This window comes from Parafrankia irregularis, from assembly GCF_001536285.1.
In the GTDB taxonomy this organism is placed as follows: domain Bacteria; phylum Actinomycetota; class Actinomycetes; order Frankiales; family Frankiaceae; genus Parafrankia; species Parafrankia irregularis.
In genome coordinates this window covers 89,158-108,153 of record NZ_FAOZ01000006.1, presented here as the reverse complement: position 1 = coordinate 108,153, position 18,996 = coordinate 89,158, and the positions used below count along the sequence as shown (strand labels likewise).

General features: G+C 71.8%; 15 protein-coding genes. 11 read left to right on the top strand and 4 right to left on the bottom strand.

The window, feature by feature from the left end:
- The first annotated feature begins 812 nt into the window (after positions 1–812).
- From AWX74_RS11680 to AWX74_RS11670, 3 genes are all read left to right on the top strand, one after another.
- A complete protein-coding gene (locus AWX74_RS11680) occupies positions 813–1,712 on the top strand; it encodes a HalD/BesD family halogenase (RefSeq protein ID WP_091274958.1) in 900 nt (299 codons plus the stop codon).
- 116 nt (positions 1,713–1,828) lie between these two features.
- Positions 1,829–2,671, top strand: coding sequence for a class I SAM-dependent methyltransferase (locus AWX74_RS11675; RefSeq protein ID WP_091274954.1), 843 nt, complete (start codon positions 1,829–1,831; stop codon positions 2,669–2,671).
- 169 nt (positions 2,672–2,840) lie between these two features.
- Positions 2,841–4,766, top strand: a complete 1,926-nt coding sequence (locus AWX74_RS11670; protein WP_165615569.1) for a choline/carnitine O-acyltransferase — start codon at positions 2,841–2,843, stop codon at positions 4,764–4,766.
- Positions 4,767–4,833: 67 nt separating this feature from the next.
- Here the strand turns inward: AWX74_RS11670 and AWX74_RS11665 are convergent, their stop codons facing one another.
- On the bottom strand, positions 4,834–5,745 hold the full coding sequence (locus AWX74_RS11665; RefSeq protein ID WP_091274948.1) for an inositol monophosphatase family protein: 912 nt from the start codon (positions 5,743–5,745) through the stop codon (positions 4,834–4,836).
- A gap of 103 nt (positions 5,746–5,848) precedes the next feature.
- Here AWX74_RS11665 and valS point away from each other — a divergent pair, with 103 nt between their 5' ends.
- Together valS and AWX74_RS11655 are read left to right on the top strand one after the other, a co-directional pair.
- Positions 5,849–8,512: a valine--tRNA ligase gene (valS, locus tag AWX74_RS11660; protein WP_091274943.1), complete on the top strand. Its 2,664-nt coding sequence runs from the start codon at positions 5,849–5,851 to the stop codon at positions 8,510–8,512.
- A 140-nt stretch (positions 8,513–8,652) separates the two neighbouring features.
- A complete protein-coding gene (locus AWX74_RS11655; RefSeq protein ID WP_091274940.1) occupies positions 8,653–9,171 on the top strand; it encodes a gamma carbonic anhydrase family protein in 519 nt (172 codons plus the stop codon).
- Between the two features lie 270 nt (positions 9,172–9,441).
- Here AWX74_RS11655 and AWX74_RS11650 read toward each other — a convergent pair whose 3' ends face one another.
- The gene (locus AWX74_RS11650) at positions 9,442–9,753 is read right to left on the bottom strand and encodes a DUF4235 domain-containing protein (RefSeq protein WP_091274937.1); all 312 of its coding nucleotides are present in this window, start codon (positions 9,751–9,753) and stop codon (positions 9,442–9,444) included.
- A 340-nt stretch (positions 9,754–10,093) separates the two neighbouring features.
- Between AWX74_RS11650 and dut the strand changes: the two genes are divergently transcribed.
- The 4 genes from dut to AWX74_RS11630 all read left to right on the top strand — a co-directional run bounded on the left by dut (position 10,094) and on the right by AWX74_RS11630 (position 13,017).
- A complete protein-coding gene (gene dut / locus AWX74_RS11645) occupies positions 10,094–10,672 on the top strand; it encodes a dUTP diphosphatase (protein WP_054565748.1) in 579 nt (192 codons plus the stop codon).
- Positions 10,653–11,345, top strand: coding sequence for a DUF3710 domain-containing protein (locus AWX74_RS11640; protein WP_091274934.1), 693 nt, complete (start codon positions 10,653–10,655; stop codon positions 11,343–11,345). Before dut ends, AWX74_RS11640 begins: the two co-directional genes overlap by 20 nt.
- A gap of 339 nt (positions 11,346–11,684) precedes the next feature.
- The gene (locus AWX74_RS11635; RefSeq protein ID WP_091275710.1) at positions 11,685–12,071 is read left to right on the top strand and encodes an OB-fold nucleic acid binding domain-containing protein; all 387 of its coding nucleotides are present in this window, start codon (positions 11,685–11,687) and stop codon (positions 12,069–12,071) included.
- A gap of 31 nt (positions 12,072–12,102) precedes the next feature.
- Positions 12,103–13,017: a DUF3159 domain-containing protein gene (locus AWX74_RS11630; protein WP_226930973.1), complete on the top strand. Its 915-nt coding sequence runs from the start codon at positions 12,103–12,105 to the stop codon at positions 13,015–13,017.
- Positions 13,018–13,169: 152 nt separating this feature from the next.
- Here AWX74_RS11630 and AWX74_RS11625 read toward each other — a convergent pair whose 3' ends face one another.
- Together AWX74_RS11625 and AWX74_RS11620 are read right to left on the bottom strand one after the other, a co-directional pair.
- On the bottom strand, positions 13,170–13,925 hold the full coding sequence (locus tag AWX74_RS11625) for a potassium channel family protein (protein WP_054565752.1): 756 nt from the start codon (positions 13,923–13,925) through the stop codon (positions 13,170–13,172).
- A gap of 25 nt (positions 13,926–13,950) precedes the next feature.
- Positions 13,951–14,613 carry a potassium channel family protein gene (locus AWX74_RS11620; protein WP_054566524.1) on the bottom strand — a complete coding sequence of 221 codons (663 nt, stop codon included), beginning with the start codon at positions 14,611–14,613 and terminating at the stop codon, positions 13,951–13,953.
- Between the two features lie 166 nt (positions 14,614–14,779).
- Between AWX74_RS11620 and AWX74_RS11615 the strand changes: the two genes are divergently transcribed.
- Together AWX74_RS11615 and AWX74_RS11610 are read left to right on the top strand one after the other, a co-directional pair.
- Positions 14,780–16,909, top strand: coding sequence for an APC family permease (locus AWX74_RS11615; protein ID WP_091274931.1), 2,130 nt, complete (start codon positions 14,780–14,782; stop codon positions 16,907–16,909).
- 236 nt (positions 16,910–17,145) lie between these two features.
- Positions 17,146–18,456, top strand: a complete 1,311-nt coding sequence (locus AWX74_RS11610) for a class I SAM-dependent RNA methyltransferase (protein WP_165615588.1) — start codon at positions 17,146–17,148, stop codon at positions 18,454–18,456.
- The last annotated feature ends 540 nt before the right edge of the window (positions 18,457–18,996 follow it).

Genomic DNA, 18,996 nt, shown 5'->3' with positions numbered 1-18,996 from the left:
AGTGAACGATTTTGGTCGTTCCAACGACCGAAATCCTTCTTTCTTGCGAGTCGCCAGGCGAACCCCTGCCCCTTTCGCCCCTCTTGTGGTGAGTTGTCGGTGCTGCGTGGCGGCGCGGGATCCTCGATGGGCGGCCGTACGGGTGCGGTTCGTAATCCGTCAGTGCGGCTCCGTCAAGCTCATGCTGGTGGTCCGGATCCGCTGCGTCTCGGGATCCCTGCTACGAGCTCCAGAACCCAGAACGACCACGAGCCTCAACTCTGGCCAGCCAGCGGCGACAGCCCGACGCGGGACGTTCTTCGCGCTGCGGCGCTGGACACGCCCCCGCCGGAGGGTGGCATCCGGCCGACTCCCGGCCGGCCGACTCCCGGCCGGCCGCCAACCGGCCGGCCCTCCAGCCAGCTTCTGGCCAGTCTGCCGGCCGATGCCGTCCCGATTGGTCGAGCCGTCGTCTGAGAAGCGGGCAGCTTCAGCTGCCGGAATGGCCAGCCGTGTGGAGGCCGAATCAGTCGACGGAATTTCGATGGTGGCCACCCCGGCGCGGCCAAGAATGACACGGTGGCGCGTCCGTGCAGGTCAGAGCGTCGGCTACGTGGACGGAAAGCGGCTGGCGACGATGCCGGACGCACGGCCCGTCGGAGCGCATCCGCAGCTGGTAGCCGTGTTGCAGGTCACACCGCGCGCCGTTTCGTGCGGCTTGCGGGGAACACTGTGCGCATTCCCCGAATTCACGGCGGCCTTTCCGGTCGTCGCTGGATTCGCCGGTGGCCAGGCCGCCGTGCCAGGGTGACCGGCGGACGGAAGGATTTCCAATGGGCGGTACCGCGGCCGTGAACGTGAAAGCGACTTCGCCTTCGGCAATCGAGGACGTGATCGACACGGATCGCTATCCGGTGTGCTCGTGGCCCGACGGGGCCGCGGGTGAGCTTGTCGGGGACGTCCGCCGGCAGCTCGCGGATACCGGGTGCTGCGTGCTTCCGGATTTCGTCCGACCCAGCCTGCACGCGCGGCTGCGCGACGAGTGCGTGACGCTCGCCCCGTCGGCGCACTACGACGCTGAGACCGTCAACGTGTACAACATCGACGCCGACGCGGAGCTGCCGCCGGGGCATCCCGGCCGGGTCGGAATGCTGCGCGGCAACGCCTTCGTGGCCCGGGACCGGATCCCCGCCGAGCACGTCATCCACCGGCTCTACGTCAGCACCGCGTTCCGGTCGTTCGTCGCGGCCTGCTTCGGGCTGCCGGCCGTGCACGAGCTCGCCGACCCGCTTTCGGGACTGTGCGTAAACGTCGTCGTGCCTGGTCAGGAGCACCCCTGGCATTTCGACACGAACGAGTTCACCGTCAGCCTGCTCACCCAGGGTGCGGACGCCGGTGGGGTGTTCGAGTACTGCCCGGGAATCCGATCCGCCGAGGCGGAGAACTTCGACGACGTGTCCGCCGTTCTCGCCGGCGGAACCGAAGGGGAGCGTTTCGTCCACCGGCTGGACCTGCGGCCCGGCGATCTCCAGCTCTTCCTCGGGCGCTACTCGCTGCACCGGGTGAGCCGGGTCGGCGGCGCCACCCAGCGGCACAGCGCGATCTTCGCCTACAGCGAGCGACCCGGTGTGGTGGGCAGCGTGTCGCGCACGCGGCAGCTGTTCGGCCGGGTCCTGCCGGAGCACCTGGCGGCGGCACGCCGCGCCGTGCGGGTCGACGGACTGCTCGACTGAGTTCTCCGCGCGGTCGGTCCGCGCATTCACCTCGCATCTCGGCCAGGTACCCGGCTGATCATCCGGCTTTCGCCGAGCGGATGGATCCGCTGAGTGGAAGGAGAGGAGCGCCAGCCATGGAATTCGACGCGACCGGAAAGGTCTCGCTCGAACACGTCTACACGCAGCCCGATCCGCGAGCCTATTTCCGTACGCTGCGGGTGCTGGATTATCAGATTCCGCAGCTTGCCAAGCCGTACTTCTCGAAGGTCGTCGACGAGTGCCGGGAGACCCGCCCCGGTCGGCCCCTGCGGGTGCTCGACATCGGCTGCTCCTACGGGATCAACGGGGCGCTGCTGAAGCTCGACGTCTCCATGGACGAGCTGTACGACCGGTACGACGGAGCCGACGTCGGGCGGTCCCGGGCGGAGCTGGTCGCCCGCGACCGGGCGCTGGCCCGCGACCGCGGCGGGCTGCACGACGTCGAGGTGATCGGCCTCGACACGTCCCAGCCGGCGCTCGCCTACGCGTACGAGGCAGGCTTTCTCGACGGCGCCGTGCACGCCGACCTGGAGACCCGGGACCTGACCGAGCCCGAGCGTGCCCTGCTCGCCGACGTCGATCTGGTCGTCTCCACCGGCTGCCTCGGCTATGTCACCGATCGCACGCTCGCCCGGATCGTCGCGGCTGTCCGTGACGGCGGCCGGCGCCCGTTGCCGTGGATGGCGCATTTCGCACTGCGGATGTTCCCGTTCGACCCGATCGCCGAGCTTCTCGCCGGGTACGGGTACCAGACGGAGGCGGTGGGCCGGCTGTTCGAGCAGCGCCGGTTCGTCTCCCCGCGGGAGCAGGCGCAGGTGCTGGAGACGCTCGCCGGGGTCGGGGTGGACCCGGCTGGCCTGGAGGCCGATGGCTGGCTGTACGCCCGCCTGTTCGTCTCACGTCCACCCGAACCGGACCCAGGCGTGGCCGCGCTATGAGAGCGTTTCGGGGATTACTCCCGGTATCGGATTGTTTCGTAACAGCCTGACCGGCGCGGCGCGTCCGGAGCCATCGCGCGAGCGGAGCCATCGGGCGACCGGACACCACGCAACCGAGACACCACGCGTACAGAGACACCATGCAACCGAGACGAGGATGACGCTGCGCATGACCGTCCAGACGAGCCAGGGACCGGCCGCGAACAGCGCCGCCACAGCGGCCGCCGCCGCTGCCACTGGCACCTTCGACCATGAGGACGACCTGCCGCGCGTTCCGCTGCCCACCCTGGAGGACAGCTGCGGGCGGTTTCTCCAGTGGTGCGCCCCGCTGCTGTCCCCTGAGCAGCTCGCCGCGACCGAGGCCGAGCTGGCACGCTTCCGCGCGCCGGACGGCCCGGGCCCCCGGCTGCACGCCGAGCTCGCCCGCTACGACGTGAGCGACGGCGTGCACAGCTGGCTGGACGAGTTCTGGCCGGCGCGCTACCTCGGCCGCCGCGACCGGATCGCACTCAACGCCAACTTCATCTTCCTGTTCCGCGCTGCCGCCGAGGCCGCCGGCGAAGGTGACGGCTCGACCCCCGCCACTCCCGCCACCGCCGCGGGGCCGCAGCTGGAACGTGCCGCCGGCCTGATCGCGGCCGCGCTGGACTACAAGGTGCGCCTGGACGCGGAGCGGATCCCGCCGTTGCTGCGCCGCGGCCAGCCGCAGTCGATGGTGCAGAACCGGTACCTCTTCTCCACCACCCGCATCCCCGGCCTGGTGCAGGACACCGTCCGGGTGCCCTACAGCGCCGAGTGGCCGGGGCCGTCCGACGCCCGCCACATCCTGGTGTTCCACGGCGGCCGCATGTTCCGGCTGGACGTCCTCGGCCCGGACGGGTCGCCGCACACGCTCGACGAGCTGACCGCCGGCCTCGCCGCGGTGCGGGCGGCCGGTCCGGCGCAGGCGTCGGACGAGACCGCCGTCGGCCATCTGACGACCAAGGCCCGGGCCGCCTGGGCGGAAAGCCGCGCCGCGCTGCTCGCGCTCGACCCGGCGAACAAGGCCGCGCTCGACGAGGTCGAGACGGCGCTGTTCTGCGTGTGCCTCGAGGCCGTGACCCCGTCCGACGAGCTCGCCGCCTGCGATCAGCTGCTGCACGGCAGCGCCGCCGGCCGCTGGTACGACAAGGCCGTGTCGCTGATCGTTTTCCCGGACGGCCAGGCCGGCATCAACGTCGAGCACTGCGGGCTCGACGGCACCACGATCCTGAGCTTCGTCGACGAGCTGCTCGCCGCGCCCGCCGCCGAGCTGTCGGCCCGCTCCGGGGCCCGCCCACACGGGCAGCCGGCGGTGCGTCCGGTCGAGTTCGTGCTCGACGACGCGCTGCGCGCGGACATCCGGGCGGCGGCGGAGTCGTTCGCCGCGTTCGGCGCCGGCACCGACTCGGTGACGCTGTCGTTCCCGGACCACGGCGCGAGTCGGGCCAAGGCGTTGCGGATCTCCCCGGACGCGTTCGTGCAGATGGCCTACCAGCTCGCCCACCACCGGGCGAAGGGATTCGCCGGAGCGACCTACGAGTCGATCGCGACCAGGCAGTGGCGGTACGGACGCACCGAGGCGATGCGCGTTGTCACGCCGGAGGTCCTGGCCTTCGTGGCGACGATGAACGACCCGGCGGCCGACGCGGACGCCCGCCGCGCCGCGCTGCGCGACGCGGCGGCCGCGCATGTGCGCCGCGCCGGCGAGTGCCAGCGCGGCGAGGCGCCCGAGCAGCATCTGTGGGAGCTGGCGTTCATCCAGCGCCGGGCCGGTGCCGAGCTGGGCGTGCCCGAGCCGTCGCCGCTGTACGAGACGCCCGGCTGGCTGGTGATGCGGGACGACTATCTGAGCACCAGCTCCGCGCCGTCGGAGAGCATCCGGTACTTCGGTTTCGGCTCGACCAGCGGCCACTGCATCGGCGTCGCCTATGTGCTGCTGCCCGACACGCTGAACATCTACCTCAGCACGCCGCGGCCGGCCGCCGCCGGGATGCACGCGTTCGCCGACCGGCTCCGCGAGGCCCTGCGCGAGCTCGACGAACTGCTCGCCGGTGACCCCGCGGCAACCGGTTGATCCGGGGCGACGTGACCCGTGCCGGCAGCGGCGTTCCCAGTCGCTGCCGGCCCAGTCGCTGTCGGCGCTAGTCGCTGTCGGCGCGGGGGTGCTCGGCGAGCAGGGCGGTGAGGGCGTCGAACAGCGGCGGGGGAGCGGCGACGACCAGGTCCTCGCCTGGCGCACGCCCGTCGAGCCCACCGACCCGCAGGCCCGCCTCGGACGCGACCAGCGCACCCGCGGCGTGGTCCCAGGGATGCAGGCCACGTTCGTAGTAGGCGTCGACGGTGCCGGCCGCGGCGGCGCAGAGGTCCAGCGCGGCCGCGCCCATCCGGCGGATGTCGCGCACCCTGGGCACCACCCGGGTCAGCACCGCGACCTGCGCGGTGCGGCGCTGTTCGGTGTAGCCGAAACCGGTCGCGACCAGCGCGCCGCGCAGGTCCGTCACCGTGGAGCCGGTGAGCTTCTCGGGATCGGCCTCCCCGGGCGTGCCCGCGCCGGCGTCTGCACCCGGACCCGCGCTGGTGTGAGCGGTGGCGGCGGCGGTGGTCCAGCGCAGGGCTCCGCCACCGCGGACGGCGGTGTAGGTGAGCCCGAGCGCCGGGGCGTGCACGACGCCCGCCACCACCTCGCCCGCGACCTCGGCCGCGATCGACACCGCCCAGTTGGGCAGCCGGTAGAGGAAGTTCACCGTCCCGTCGAGGGGGTCCACGATCCAGCGGACGCCGCTCGTGCCGGGCGTGTCCGAGCCTTCCTCGCCGAGCAGCCCGTCCTGCGGGCGCGCCTCGCGCAGCCGGCGGGAGACGAGGGCCTCGGACGCCCGGTCCAACGCGGTCACGATGTCGGTCGGGGAGGACTTCGTCGCCTCGGCCTCGACAGTTCCTTCTCGGCCGGCCAGCAGCAGCGCGCCGGCCTCCCGGGCGACGTCCAGGCCTAGACCGAGCAGCTCGGCCGCGGCCGGCGGTGTGGTGATGTCGGGGGATGAGTCCACGGGCCCCATCCTGTCAAGGTGTCGGCGCGGCGCGGGGTCCGGTTGTGTCCGCCGCCCACCGTGCCGCCGCCGCCGTCGGGGAGGCGATCGTGCGACCCGTAGGATTGGGCGCGTGGTGGCAACGGACAGTACAGAACGGCCGACCCGTGCGGTCCCCGCGAAGCCGACCCTGGATGGGCTCGAGGCGCGCTGGGCGCAGGAGTGGCAGGAGCGCGGAACCTATTCGTTCGATCGATCGGTTCCCCGGGAGCGCGTCTACTCGGTGGACACCCCGCCCCCGACCGTAAGCGGTTCCCTGCACGTCGGCCACGTGTTCTCGTACACCCACACCGACCTGATCGCCCGCTTCCAGCGGATGCGCGGCCGTGAGGTCTTCTACCCGATGGGGTTCGACGACAACGGCCTGCCGACCGAGCGGCGGGTGCAGAACTACTACGGCGTGCGCTGCGATCCGTCGCTGCCGTACGACCCCGACTTCGCCCCGCCGGCCAAGCCGGGCAAGGACCAGGTCCCGATCTCGCGGCGCAACTTCGTCGAGCTGTGCGAGAAGCTGACGATCGAGGACGAGAAGGGCTTCGAGGAGCTCTGGCGCCGGCTCGGCGTGTCGGTGGACTGGTCGTACACCTACGCGACGATCGACGCCCGGTCGCGGGCCGTCGCGCAGCGCGCGTTCCTGCGCAACCTGGCCCGTGGCGAGGCCTACCTGGCCGAGGCCCCGACGCTGTGGGACGTCACCTTCCGCACCGCGGTCGCGCAGGCGGAGCTGGAGGACAGAGAGCGCCCTGGCGCGTACCACACCATCGCGTTCCCGCGGCCCGGCGGCGAGCCGGTGGTGATCGAGACGACCCGTCCGGAGCTGCTGCCGGCCTGCGTGGCGCTGGTGGCCCATCCCGAGGACGAGCGCTATCAGCCGCTGTTCGGGCAGACGGTCCGCACGCCGCTGTTCGACGTCGAGGTGCCGGTGGTGGCGCACCGGCTGGCGGATCCGGAGAAGGGCTCCGGTATCGCCATGATCTGTACCTTCGGTGACCTGACCGACGTCACCTGGTGGCGGGAGCTGCGGCTGCCCGCGCGCGCGGTGATCGGCCGCGACGGGCGGCTCATCGCCGAGGCGCCGGATGCCATCACCTCGCCGGCGGGCCGCGAGTACTACACCCAGGTCGCAGGCAAGACGATCGCCTCGGGCCGGGTGGCCATCGTCGAGGCGCTGCGGGAGTCCGGTGCCCTGCTCGGCGAGCCCCGGGCGATCAGCCACCCGGTCAAGTTCTACGAGAAGGGCGACCGGCCGCTGGAGATCGTCTCCACCCGCCAGTGGTACATCCGCAACGGCGGCCGGGACGATCAGCTGCGTGAGCAGCTGCGGGCGCGCGGCGGCGAGCTGCGCTGGCACCCGGACTACATGCGGGTGCGCTACGAGAACTGGGTCGACGGTCTCAACGGTGACTGGCTGATCAGCCGGCAGCGTTTCTTCGGCGTGCCCTTCCCGGTCTGGTACCCGTTGGACGAGGCGGGCGACCCGCGCTACGACGAGCCGATCGTGGCGGCCGAGTCCGCGCTGCCGGTGGACCCGTCCAGCGATGTCCCGCCCGGGTACACCGCCGAGCAGCGGGGGGTGCCGGGTGGCTTCATGGCCGACCCCGACGTCATGGACACCTGGGCCACGTCGTCACTGACCCCGCTCATCGCCAGCGGCTGGGAGAGCGACGCCGCCCTGTTCAACCAGGTGTTCCCGATGAACCTGCGGCCGCAGGCACACGAGATCATCCGGACCTGGCTGTTCTCGACCGTGCTGCGCAGCCACGCCGAGTTCGGCGCGCTGCCGTGGTCGGACGCCGCGATCTCCGGCTGGATCCTCGACCCGGACCGCAAGAAGATGTCGAAGTCCAAGGGCAACGTCGTCACCCCGATGGGCCTGCTGGAACAGCACGGTTCGGATGCCGTCCGGTACTGGGCGGCGTCGGGCCGGCCCGGCACGGACACGGCCTTCGACGTGGGCCAGATGAAGACCGGCCGACGCCTCGCCATCAAGATCCTCAACGCGAGCCGGTTCGTCCTGGGGCTGGCGGAGGCCGGGGAGGCCGACGGCGCGGGTGGTTCGGGCGAGCTGCCCGCCCCGCGGGAGGTCAGCGGCTCGGGCGCGGCGGCCGTCGGCGGCACTCCCGGCGTGGAGGCGATCACCGAGGCGCTGGACCGGGCGCTGCTCGCCGAGCTGGCGAAGGTCGTCGCGACCGCGACCGAGTCCTTCGACGGCTACGACTACACCCGGGCTCTCGAGGTCACCGAGACGTTCTTCTGGCGCTTCTGTGACGACTACGTCGAGCTGGTGAAGGGCCGGGCCTACGGTGCGCACGGGCCGGCAGGTGCCGCCTCCGCGCAGGCCACGCTTTCGCTCGCGCTGGCGACGCTGCTCACCCTGTTCGCGCCCTTCCTGCCGTTCGTCACCGAAGAGGTGTGGTCCTGGTGGCAGGAGGGTTCGGTGCACCGGGCCCGGTGGCCCGAGGCGGAGCGGATCCGCGCGGCGGCCGGTGACGGCCGTCCCGAGCTGCTGGACGCTGTCGGTGCGGCGCTGTCGGCGGTGCGCCGGGCCAAGTCCGAGGCGAAGGTCTCGATGAAGGCCGAGGTCGCGACCGCCCGGGTCGGCGGCCCGGCGCAGACCGTCGCACTGGTCGAGCAGGCGGCCGCGGACCTGCGCAGCGCCGGCGGGATCTGGGAGCTCACCCTGGACGCGACCGACGGCGAGCTGACCGTCGACGTCGTCCTGGTGCCGACGAGCTGATGGCGGCGCGACCGCCGGCCGGCTGACGCCAGCAGGCCGGCGGTCTCCTGGGCGGTCGTGTCCTTGGTCGGCGGTGTTTCCTGGGCGGCAGTGGTCGCGGGCCGGGGGCGGGTGCCGGGGCCATCGGGCAGGATGGAAGCGTGGCCATCTACGCTTTGGGGGATCTCGTCCCCTCCATCGACCCGTCCGCCTACGTCCACCCCGACGCCACGATCATCGGGAACGTCTCGATCGGGCCGGAGTCGACCGTGTGGCCGGGTGTCGTGATGCGTGGCGACCATGGCCGGATCATCGTCGGGGCGCGGACGTCCATCCAGGACGGAACGGTCATCCACACGACCGCCCTGCACCCCACGACCGTCGGCGACGACTGCGTGATCGGGCACGTCGTGCATCTCGAGGGCTGTGTGATCGAGGACGGCTCGCTGGTCGGCTCGGGCTCGATCGTTCTGCACGACGCACGGGTCCGCAAGGGTGCGCTGGTCGGTGCGGGCGCGGTGGTGGGCAACCGGGTCGAGGTCCCGGAGGGTGCCATGGCGCTCGGCGTTCCGGCGAAGATCCGGGAGGGTGCCGCCTCCCAGGAGATGATCCGGATGGCGGCCGAGTCCTACGTCGAGAACGGCCGGCGCTTCCGCAAGGAGCTCCGCCGCATCGACTGATGCCGAGGCGCCGGTACCGGATCTCGCCGAGGCACTGCACGTCGCCCGGGTGCGAGTGCAGCGCCTCAGCGGTTCCTGGCCGCCGGCCACACCTCCCGCCGTCGCTGCTTCAAAGCAAGAAGTGAGGATTTTGGCTACTGCGGCAACCGAAATCCTCACTTCTTGTGGGTTGTCAAGCGACTCTGCGCCCCATATATCCCAATCGGTGTGAATTGTTGGCGCTGTGTGGCGGCGTGGAATCCCTCGCGCTCCGACGCGTACCGCCTCGGGTCAGACGTCCGTCTTCGAGCTTGTCGACGCCGGGCGCATGCCGGGTGGCAACGAGCCCGTCGCCCGGACCCAGCCACGTGCCGCCGTCCGCTCGGCGGCCAGCCGGCCAAGGCCCACGGCGAGGCCGGACACCGCCGCCCAGACGATCGCCTCGGACCAGGCGGTCTCCGGGTCGGCCGGGTTCTTCGGCGGGTCGGCCTTGCGCACCCTGCGATACGCGACGCTGGCCCCTCGGCTCGCCGCGGTGCCGGCGAGTGCGGTCGCCGCCCCGCCAACGACCTTCCATCCCATCTTCGACGCCGGTCCGGCCACCCCACACCTCTCGTCAGTTCGCCCCGGGACGCGGTCTCCGGGGCGCGTTGCCTGTCCGTCCTGGTAGTTCCCAGGTACTGCGTGTTCCGAGCGCTGCGCTGTTCCGAGCACTGCCCGTTCCAGGCACTGAGTGTTCCGAGTGCTGCCCGAGCACTACCCACCAGGGCACGAATACCCCGCTCGGCCGGCCCCCGACCCCGCTCGTGCCCCTCGCGCACGTCTCACTGTGGTGTCTGAAGTGTCATGGCCCCGGGCCACCGGCAAGGCGCCGACTGCTGCCAGCCGGCGAGTCGTTAGTGTCGCGGACAGCCCGCCCGGGTGAGAACAATCCAGGAGAATCATGACCGCGACCACCCCCACGCCGCCGACCGCCCCACGCTCGGGTGAGTGGCCGACCGGCGAGCCGCCTCCCTCGTCGCCAGCCTCTCTGGAGGTGCTGGTGCACAGGCTGGATCCGGGCCTGCCGCTTCCTACCTACGCCCAGCCGTCCGACGCCGGTGCCGACCTGGCGACCACGCAGGACGTCACGCTGGCGCCGGGAGAGCGGGCCATCGTCGGGACGGGGCTGTCGATCGCGCTGCCTGCGGGTTATGCGGCCTTCGTGCATCCCCGTAGCGGACTTGCCGCGCGTCATGGACTCACTGTGGTCAACGCCCCCGGTACTGTCGACGCCGGTTACCGTGGAGAAATCAAGGTGAATCTCATAAACACCGATCAGAGTGAGTCGATCACTCTACGTAGGGGTGATCGGGTGGCCCAGCTGGTGATCCAACGAGTGGAGCACGCGGTCTTCCGGGAGGTCGCCGACCTGCCCGAGTCCGTGCGCGGCACGGGCGGCTTCGGGTCGACCGGCGGGTTCGGCCACTCTTCCGACGGTGGACCGCGAAGGGAGGACCACGGTGTTCGGTCGCGGTCGTAAGGCTTCGGTCGAGGCCTCGGCGGATGCGGATGCGGCCCGCGGCGCCAGCCAGGACGTCGATCGGGTCGGGCCCTTCGATGCCGCTGACGCGCCGCAGGACGACGTGCACCGCCTGGACCTCGGCGCGTTGCGGATACCGACGCTGCGCGGCGTGCAGATGCAGTTCCAGGTGGAGGAGGCGACCGGCCGTCCAGTGACGATCATCATCACGGACGGGCGCAGCGCGATGGAGGTGGCGGTGTTCGCCGCCCCCAAGACGACACCCCTGTGGGACGAGGTCCGCGCGGAAATCCTGGAGACGCTGCAGGCGGTCGGTGGCGCGGAGGGGGAGGGCCCCTTCGGCCCGGAGCTGCGGATGCGCCTGCCCACGAACCGGCCCGGTGAGACCATCCCCGGGCGCATGATCGGTATCGACGGGCCCCGCTGGTTCCTCCGTGCGGTGGTGACCGGCCCCGCCGGGCAGGATCTCAGTGCGGGTCCCCTGCTGGACGAGACTCTCCGGCGAACTGTGGTGGTACGGGGCGATGAGGCCATGCCGGTCCGTGACCCGCTGCCGCTGCGGTTGCCGAAGGAGGTCGCGGAATCCGACGGCGAGCCCCAGGAGACGGAGCAGGGCGCGACTGCCCGGCCCGAGATGCCGGGCCCCGGCGTGCGGATCAGCGAGACGCGCTGATCCGAGGCGCGCTGATCAGCGGGCCTCTTCCGGCTCGCGGCACGCGGTCTGGCAGGCCGCAGGTCCGAGCCGACGGTGGAAAGGGCTCAGCGGTGTGGCCGAGCGCGGAACAGTCCGGTAACGGCGCTGGAACGCTCGGCCATCCACCGGTGGCGCTCCGCGAGTTGTCCCATCCTGGGCGGGATCAGTGGTGGCGGGGGTCCGTCCACCGCATAATCCCGGTTCAGGGCGCTGACGCATGGCCACCTGGTGGGACCTTCCTCACCCGTTGGCCCGGTGACGTCCCGAGGTTCGGATTCCGTCGCCCGGCTACGGGAACGGTCGATGATCGGAGGAGCCGTGGGCGAAGGGCGCGGCTGGTTGGGACGGCGGTTCCACCGGCTGACAGCGGACAATCAGGAGTTGGAGGACGAGGACCTGCAGCGGGCCTCGGTCGCCGTGGGAGCGGAGCCGATGCTTGCCTGCCGGGATCGGGAGGAGGCCTGCGTCGCCGGGTCGATACGCTCGGTCACCGTTCGGGCGCGTTCCGGGGGGCCAAGTCTGGAGGTCGACCTCTATGATGGATCCGGAACCGTGACCCTCGTGTTTCTCGGCCGCAAACATATCGCGGGCATCGAAGCCGGCCGGTCGGTCAAGGCATCCGGTCGAGTGGTCGTTCGTGACGAGCGGACCACGATCTTCAATCCGCGATACGAGTTGCTGCCGGTCTCGTCGACCAGCGCCTGAGCGGCGCCCGGAGGACAGGACGTCTTCACCTATGCCACCAGCTCTCCCGTCGGATTCCTCCCAGTCGCGCCCGGAGCCGGAGCAGGCTGACCTCGGTGCGGCGAGGGGCCCGCACGCGGGCTCCACGGAGCTGATGGGCGGTCCGTTCGCCCGGGTCGCCCGTGCCGCAGCCGCGGGGGACCGGAGCAGGGCCAAGGGTGGCGACAGGGCCAATGGCGGCGACAGAGACGACAGCGGCGAGGGCGCCGACGGCGCGGAGCCGGTACTGAGCCTCGCCGACGCCATCGGTGGGCCGCGCGGGATCATCGACAGCGCGATTCCGACGGTCGCCTTCGTCACGGTGAACGCCGAGAGCGGGCTGACCGCGGGGATCATCGTCGCCATCGCGGCCGCCGTGGGGCTGGTCGTCCTGCGGCTCGTTCGGCACGAGCCGCTTCAGCAGGCGTTCTCCGGGCTCTTCGCGGTCGGGTTCGCCGCCTTCATCGCCTCCCGGACCGGGCACGCGGAGGGCTTCTTCCTGCCCTCGATCGCCAAGAACGCCGTCTGCTCCGTCGCGGGGCTCGTCTCCGTGCTGGTGGGCCGGCCGATCGGCGGGTACGTGATGGCCGGCTTCGACAAGCGCTATGCCGACTGGCGGGAGAATCCGGCCGTCCGACGGGCGGCGGTGTGGGCCACGCTGGTCTGGATCGCCGTGTTCGGGGTGCGGTTCGTCGTGCAGGGCCTGCTGTACCTCGCCGGTGAGACCGGTTGGCTCGCGGCGGCGAACATCGCGCTGGGCCTGCCGCTGTTCGGAGTCGCCGTGCTGGCGACCTTCGCGATCGTGCGGCGTCTCGCGCCGCCCGCGGACGACGTCCCGGAGGCGGCCGCCGAGTCGGGGCAGCCTGCCCAGGGGATGGCGCAGGTGGCCGTTCCTGACGAGCGGGCCTCCGCCTCTCGCCCGGACTGAGGCTCCACCCCGCCTGCCACGGAGCGGCGCCGGGAGCTCGCTCGACTGCCACGGCGCCGGCAGTCTCGCCTCCCACGCGCCAGCCGCTCGCCTGCCTCGGTACCACCGCGGCTGGGCTGCCGCCGGGCTCGGAGCTCGGTGCAGGCCGGAGCTCAGTGCAGGCCGGCAGCGTCCCGGGAGCGTTCCCCGGCCGGAACGGCGCCGAGCAGCTCAGCGAGGCTTTCCTCGGCCTCGCTCGTGGTGGCGACGGCCAGCACCTCGTCACCCGGCTCCAGCGCGCAGTCCGCGGACGGGACGATGGCGTGCCCGTCGCGCAGGATGACGACCAGCGCCGAGTCGGGCGGAAGCGCGACGTCGCCGACGCGCCGGCCGATGACCGGGGCGGTCGCGGTCAGGGTGAGCTCGACCAGCGACGCGTCGCCCTGGCGGAACTTCATCAGGCGCACCAGGTCACCGACGCTCACCGCCTCCTCCACCAGCGCGGTCAGCATGCGGGGCGCGGAGACGGCGACGTCGACGCCCCACGAGTCGGTGAACAGCCACTCGTTCTTGGGATGGTTGACCCGCGCCACGACCCGTGGCACGCCGAACTCGGTCTTCGCGAGCAGCGACACCACCAGGTTGACCTTGTCGTCGCCGGTCGTCGCGACCATCACGGCGCACTCGTCCAGCCCGGCACCGTCGAGCGAGGACAGCTCACAGGCGTCGGCGAGCAGCCACTGCGCCGCCGGCAGCGCGTCCCGGCGGATCTTGACGGGATCCCGCTCGATGATCAGCACCTCGGCGCCGTTCTCCAGCAGCTCCGCGGCGATTGAGCGGCCGACCTTGCCCGCGCCGGCGATCGCCACCCGGCGTCCTCCGTGCGAGCTCGTGGTGGTCCGCTGGTGTTCGTCCGGTTCCAGTGTCATCGCGCGGTCTCCCGTCCCTTGTCGCTCAGTCGTGCCCGGGGCCGGCGTGGATGATGGCGTCGGCCTCGACGGCCCGCGCCTTCACCACCGCGATGTGCAGGACGTCCCCGTCCTGGACCACGGTGCGCGCGTCGGGGAGCAGGCCGTCACCGAACCGGGTCACGCACACGACCCGCACCTCGGCCCGCGCCTCCAGGTCGGCCAGCCGCTTGCCCACCCAGCCCCGGGCCGGGGTGACCGCGGTGACCAGCACCGAGCCGGACGTGTCCGTCCACTCGGGGGCGACGGCATCCGGGATGAGGCGACCGAGGATCTGGTCCCTGGTCCAGCGGACCGTGGCGACGGTGGGGATCCCCAGCCGCTCGTAGACCTCGGCGCGCCGGGGATCGTAGATCCGGGCCACGACCCGCTCGACGCCGAACATCTCCCGCGCCACCCGGGCGGAGATGATGTTCGAGTTGTCGCCGCTGGACACGGCGGCGAACGCGGCGGCCTCCGCGATGCCGGCTTCGATCAGGGTGTCCCGGTCGAAGCCGACACCGGTCACCCGCCGGCCGCCGAAGCCGGGGGACAGCCGGTTGAAGGCTGCCGGGTTCTGGTCGATGACGGCCACCGAATGGCCGAGCCGCTCGACAGCACCGGCGAGGGACGAGCCGACCCGGCCGCAACCGAGGATCACGACGTGCACGGGAAGTGAGCGTAGTCCGGTCGGGGTTGTCCGGTCGATGCCCGGGCCGTGGCCGTTCCAGGCGCCTGGCCTCGGGACGGCCCGCGGACGGAGGAACGTGTGTTCCGTGTAGTGCCCCACGTCACACCGTTGAAGGAGCTGTGACGACGGTCGGTAGCATCGCCGCGTGGCGCTCACAGACCGACTGAAGCGCGGATTCGTCGGTCGTCCCATCGGTAGTGATCGGCTCGGGGAAACCTTGCTGCCGAAGCGGGTCGCGCTTCCCGTCTTCGCCAGCGACGCGCTCTCCTCCGTCTCGTACGCGTCTGAGGAGATCCTTCTCGTCCTCGCGCTCGGCGGGATCACGCTGCTGCACTACACACCGTGGATCGCGGCCGCGGTCGTGATCCTCATGCTGACCGTGGTGGCCTCCTACCGGCAGAACGTGCACGCCTACCCCAGCGGCGGCGGCGACTACGAGGTGGCGTCGGTCAACCTGGGGCCGCGGGCCGGTCTGATGGTCGGCAGCGCGCTGCTCGTCGACTACGTCCTGACCGTCGCCGTGTCGGTGTCGGCCGGTGTCGCGAACCTGACATCCGCCGCGACCGGGCTCGCCGAGCACAAGGTGCTTCTGGCCAGCCTCCTGGTCGTGCTGCTGACGCTGGTCAACCTGCGCGGTGTGCGGGAGTCCGGCACGGCCTTCGCGGTCCCGTCCTACGCCTTCATCGTCGGCGTGCTGGTCATGATCGTCACCGGGCTGGTCAAGACCGCCCTTGGTGACGCTCCGCGTGCCGAGAGTGCCGACTACCACATCCATCCGGAACAGAGCTTCACCGGCCTGTTCCTGATCTTCCTCATCCTGCGCGCGTTCGCCTCGGGCTGCACGGCGCTGACCGGTGTCGAGGCGATCAGCAACGGTGTGCCGGCCTTCCGCCGGCCCAAGAGCCGCAACGCCGCGACGACCCTGTTCCTGATGGGTGCCATCGCCGTCACGATGTTCGCGGGCGTGACGGCGCTCGCGCTCATCTCGGATGTGCACGTCGCCGAGAACCCCGCCGATCTCATCGGCAGCAACGGTGAGGAGCAGCGGACGGTCATCGCCCAGATCGCGGCCGCCGTGTTCGGCGACGGCTCGCCGGGTTTCGTCTACGTCGCGGCGGTCACCACGCTCATCCTCATCCTGGCGGCGAACACGGCCTTCAACGGCTTCCCGGTCCTCGGCTCGATCCTCGCCCGGGACGGATACCTGCCGCGCCAGCTGCACACCAGAGGAGACCGGCTCGCCTACTCCAACGGGATCATCCTGCTGGCCGGGTTCGCGATCCTGCTCATCGTCGTGTTCGACGCGCAGGTCACCGCACTGATCCAGCTGTACATCCTGGGCGTGTTCATCTCCTTCACCCTCAGCCAGACCGGAATGGTCCGGCACTGGGCACGTCTGCTGCGTGGCTCGGTGGCCGCGGACACGGACACGGACGCGGGCGCGACCGGGGCTGGTGCCGCGGCCGGTGCTTCGGCCGGCTCCGGTGACAGCGGGGAGAAGCTGGACGACCAGCTCACCGGGCGGGTGCCGCTGGAGCCCCGCATGCGTGGCCGGGTCCGGCGCTACCAGGTCGTGAGCTTCCTGGGCGCCTGCATGACCGGCGCCGTGCTCATCCTGGTGCTCCTCACCAAGTTCACCCGCGGTGCCTGGATCGTCTGCATCGCCATCCCGGTGATCTATCTCTGCATGCAGGGCATCCAGCGGCACTACGACCGGGTCGCCAGCGAGCTGACCCCCGAGCCGGGCCCGCCGACGCTGCCGTCCCGTGTGCACGGCGTCGTGCTGGTGAGCAAGATGCACGCGCCGACCCTGCGGGCGTTGGCCTACGCGAAGGCCACCCGCCCGCACACGCTGGTCGCGACGACCGTCGCCGTGGACCCGGCCGAGACGGAACGGCTGCGGCAGGCCTGGGAGGAACGCGACATCAAGATCGACCTTGTCGTTCTCGCGTCGCCGTACCGTGAGGTCACCAGGCCGGTCCTGGAGTACGTCGCGCGCATCCGCCGGGAGAGCCCCCGGGACGTCGTCGCCGTGTTCGTTCCGGAGTACGTCGTCGGGCGCTGGTGGGAGCACCTGCTGCACAACCAGAGTGCGCTGCGCCTCAAGGCCCGGCTGTTGTTCCAGCCCGGCGTCATGATGACCAGCGTTCCCTGGCAGCTTGAGTCCAGCTCACATGCTCAGACGAGGCGCGACCACGCCGGGGCCGGCGCGGTCCGGCGCGGTCGGGTGCTGCCTTCGGAGCAGGTACGGCCCGGTAACGGGAGCGGGACGTGACCGGGCGTCCGCCGCGCCGTGGCGGCCCGAACCGCCGTCGGACGGACCAGGGCGCCGCGCCGGCGCGGGCCGACCGGACGGCCCCGCGAGACCAGACGCCGTCGCGGGGGCAGGCAGCGCCGCGAGACCAGGCAGCGCCGCGAGACCAGAAGACGCCGCGAGACCAGGCGCCGCCGCGCCGCCAGACACGCCCGCGGGCCCAGACACCCGCACAGCCTCCGACGCCCCCGGACGAGCTGGTCGAGCTGGAGATCGGACCGGTGGCGCACCACGGCCTGTGCGTCGCGCGGACCGACGGGCGGGTCGTGTTCGTCCGGCACGCGCTGCCGGGTGAGCGGGTCCTGGCGCGGATCACCGACGTCTCCCACGACCGCTACTGGCGGGCGGACGCGACGGAGATCCTGGTCGCCTCCCCGGACCGGGTCGAGCCGCCGTGCCCGCATGCCCGCCCCGGCCAGTGCGGGGGATGCGACTGGCAGCACGCGACACTGGACGCGCAGCGCCGCCTCAAGGCCACGGTGGTCGAGGACTCGCTGCGCCGCATCGCGGGCCTGGAACGCGCCGTGCGGGTCGAGCCACTGCCGGCGAAGGCGGATGACGGTCTCGGCTGGCGGACCAGGATGCGTTTCGCGCGCACTCCCGACGGCGGGGTGGGGCTGCGCGCGCACCGCTCCCACCAGGTGGTCGCGACCCCGGACTGCCGGATCGCGCACCCGTCGCTCGCCCAGGTGATCGCCGACCCCGTGTTCCTCCAGGGCCCGGCCGCGCCGGAACGGACCGGGCAGGCCGTCGACCTCGTCGCGGCGAAGTTGACCGAGTCGGGGACGACGTCCGACGCGGTGGCCTTCTCCACCGGTTCCGGCGGCTGGCAGCTGGTCCGGCTGCGTCCCGAGGGAGGCCTGGAGCCTGCCGCGCCCGAGGCGGGCGCGGCGGCGGAACCCGCCGGCCTGGCGGAACCCGTCGAGGTGGTCGAGACGGTCGAGGGGCGTTCGTTCCGTCTTGAACCGGGAGTCTTCTGGCAGGTCCATCCGGCGGCGGCCGCGACGCTGGTCGACGCCGTGCGGGCGGCGGCCGCGGCGGCGCCCGGTGAGACGGCCCTCGACCTCTACAGCGGTGCCGGGCTGTTCGCGGCGTTCCTCGCGGAGGCGGTCGGGCCGACCGGTCGGGTCATCGCGATGGAGTCGGACGAGGCCGCGGTGCGTTCCGCGGCCCGGAGCCTCGAGGATCTGCCCTGGGTGTCGCTGCGTTCGCTGCGAGTGACGCCGGCGACCGTGCGCGGCCTGATCGGAGGGTCCGACCGGCAGGGTGGCGGCGTCGACGTCGCCGTGCTCGACCCGCCGCGCACCGGTGCCGGCCGTGAGGTCATGGCGGAGGTCCTCGCCCATCGGCCGCGCCGGGTCGTGTACGTGGCATGCGACCCCGCGGCACTCGCGCGAGATGTCGCGGCTGCCGCGGAGGAGGGCTACCGGCTTACGGCGCTGAGGGCTTTCGACCTTTTTCCCATGACCTCACATGTGGAGTGCGTGGCGACGTTGGCGCCGGCGTAACCGGAACCGGTCACCGCCGTTTGTGGCGGAATTTCCGGATCGCGCCTTTCTGGTGACGCCCGATGGCAGGCGGCCCGCGCGACTGTCGGCTCCGAGGTCCTCAGTCCTCCGGCCGACAGTCCTGATTGCCTGTCGCGGCATTCTTCCCGACGGTGTCCCCGGTGGCACCGATGGTGCCCCCTGTCGGCTTCGGCGGTACGGCTCATGGCCTTCGGTGGCCCGGCCCGTGGTCTTCAACCGTCCCGTCCGTGGTCTTCGACCGTGCCTCTCGGGCATCTCGGGCGGACTCCGTCGGAGGCCGTGACGCCGGGCCGGTGGCGGCGGGAGCCGGTCGGCCGGTCCACTCGGCCCGCATCGCGGCCGCGCGGACCGGCCGGAGCGACCGGCTCCGGCGACGGTTGCTGACACTGGGTAGTCGCGGAAGTCACGATCAGGGGTACTCGTAACGGCCGTCGGGATGTCACGAGAATGTCACGAAAAGATGACGCGGGTATGGAAGACTGACCGACGAACCCATGAGCCCGAGAAAGAACCCCGCCG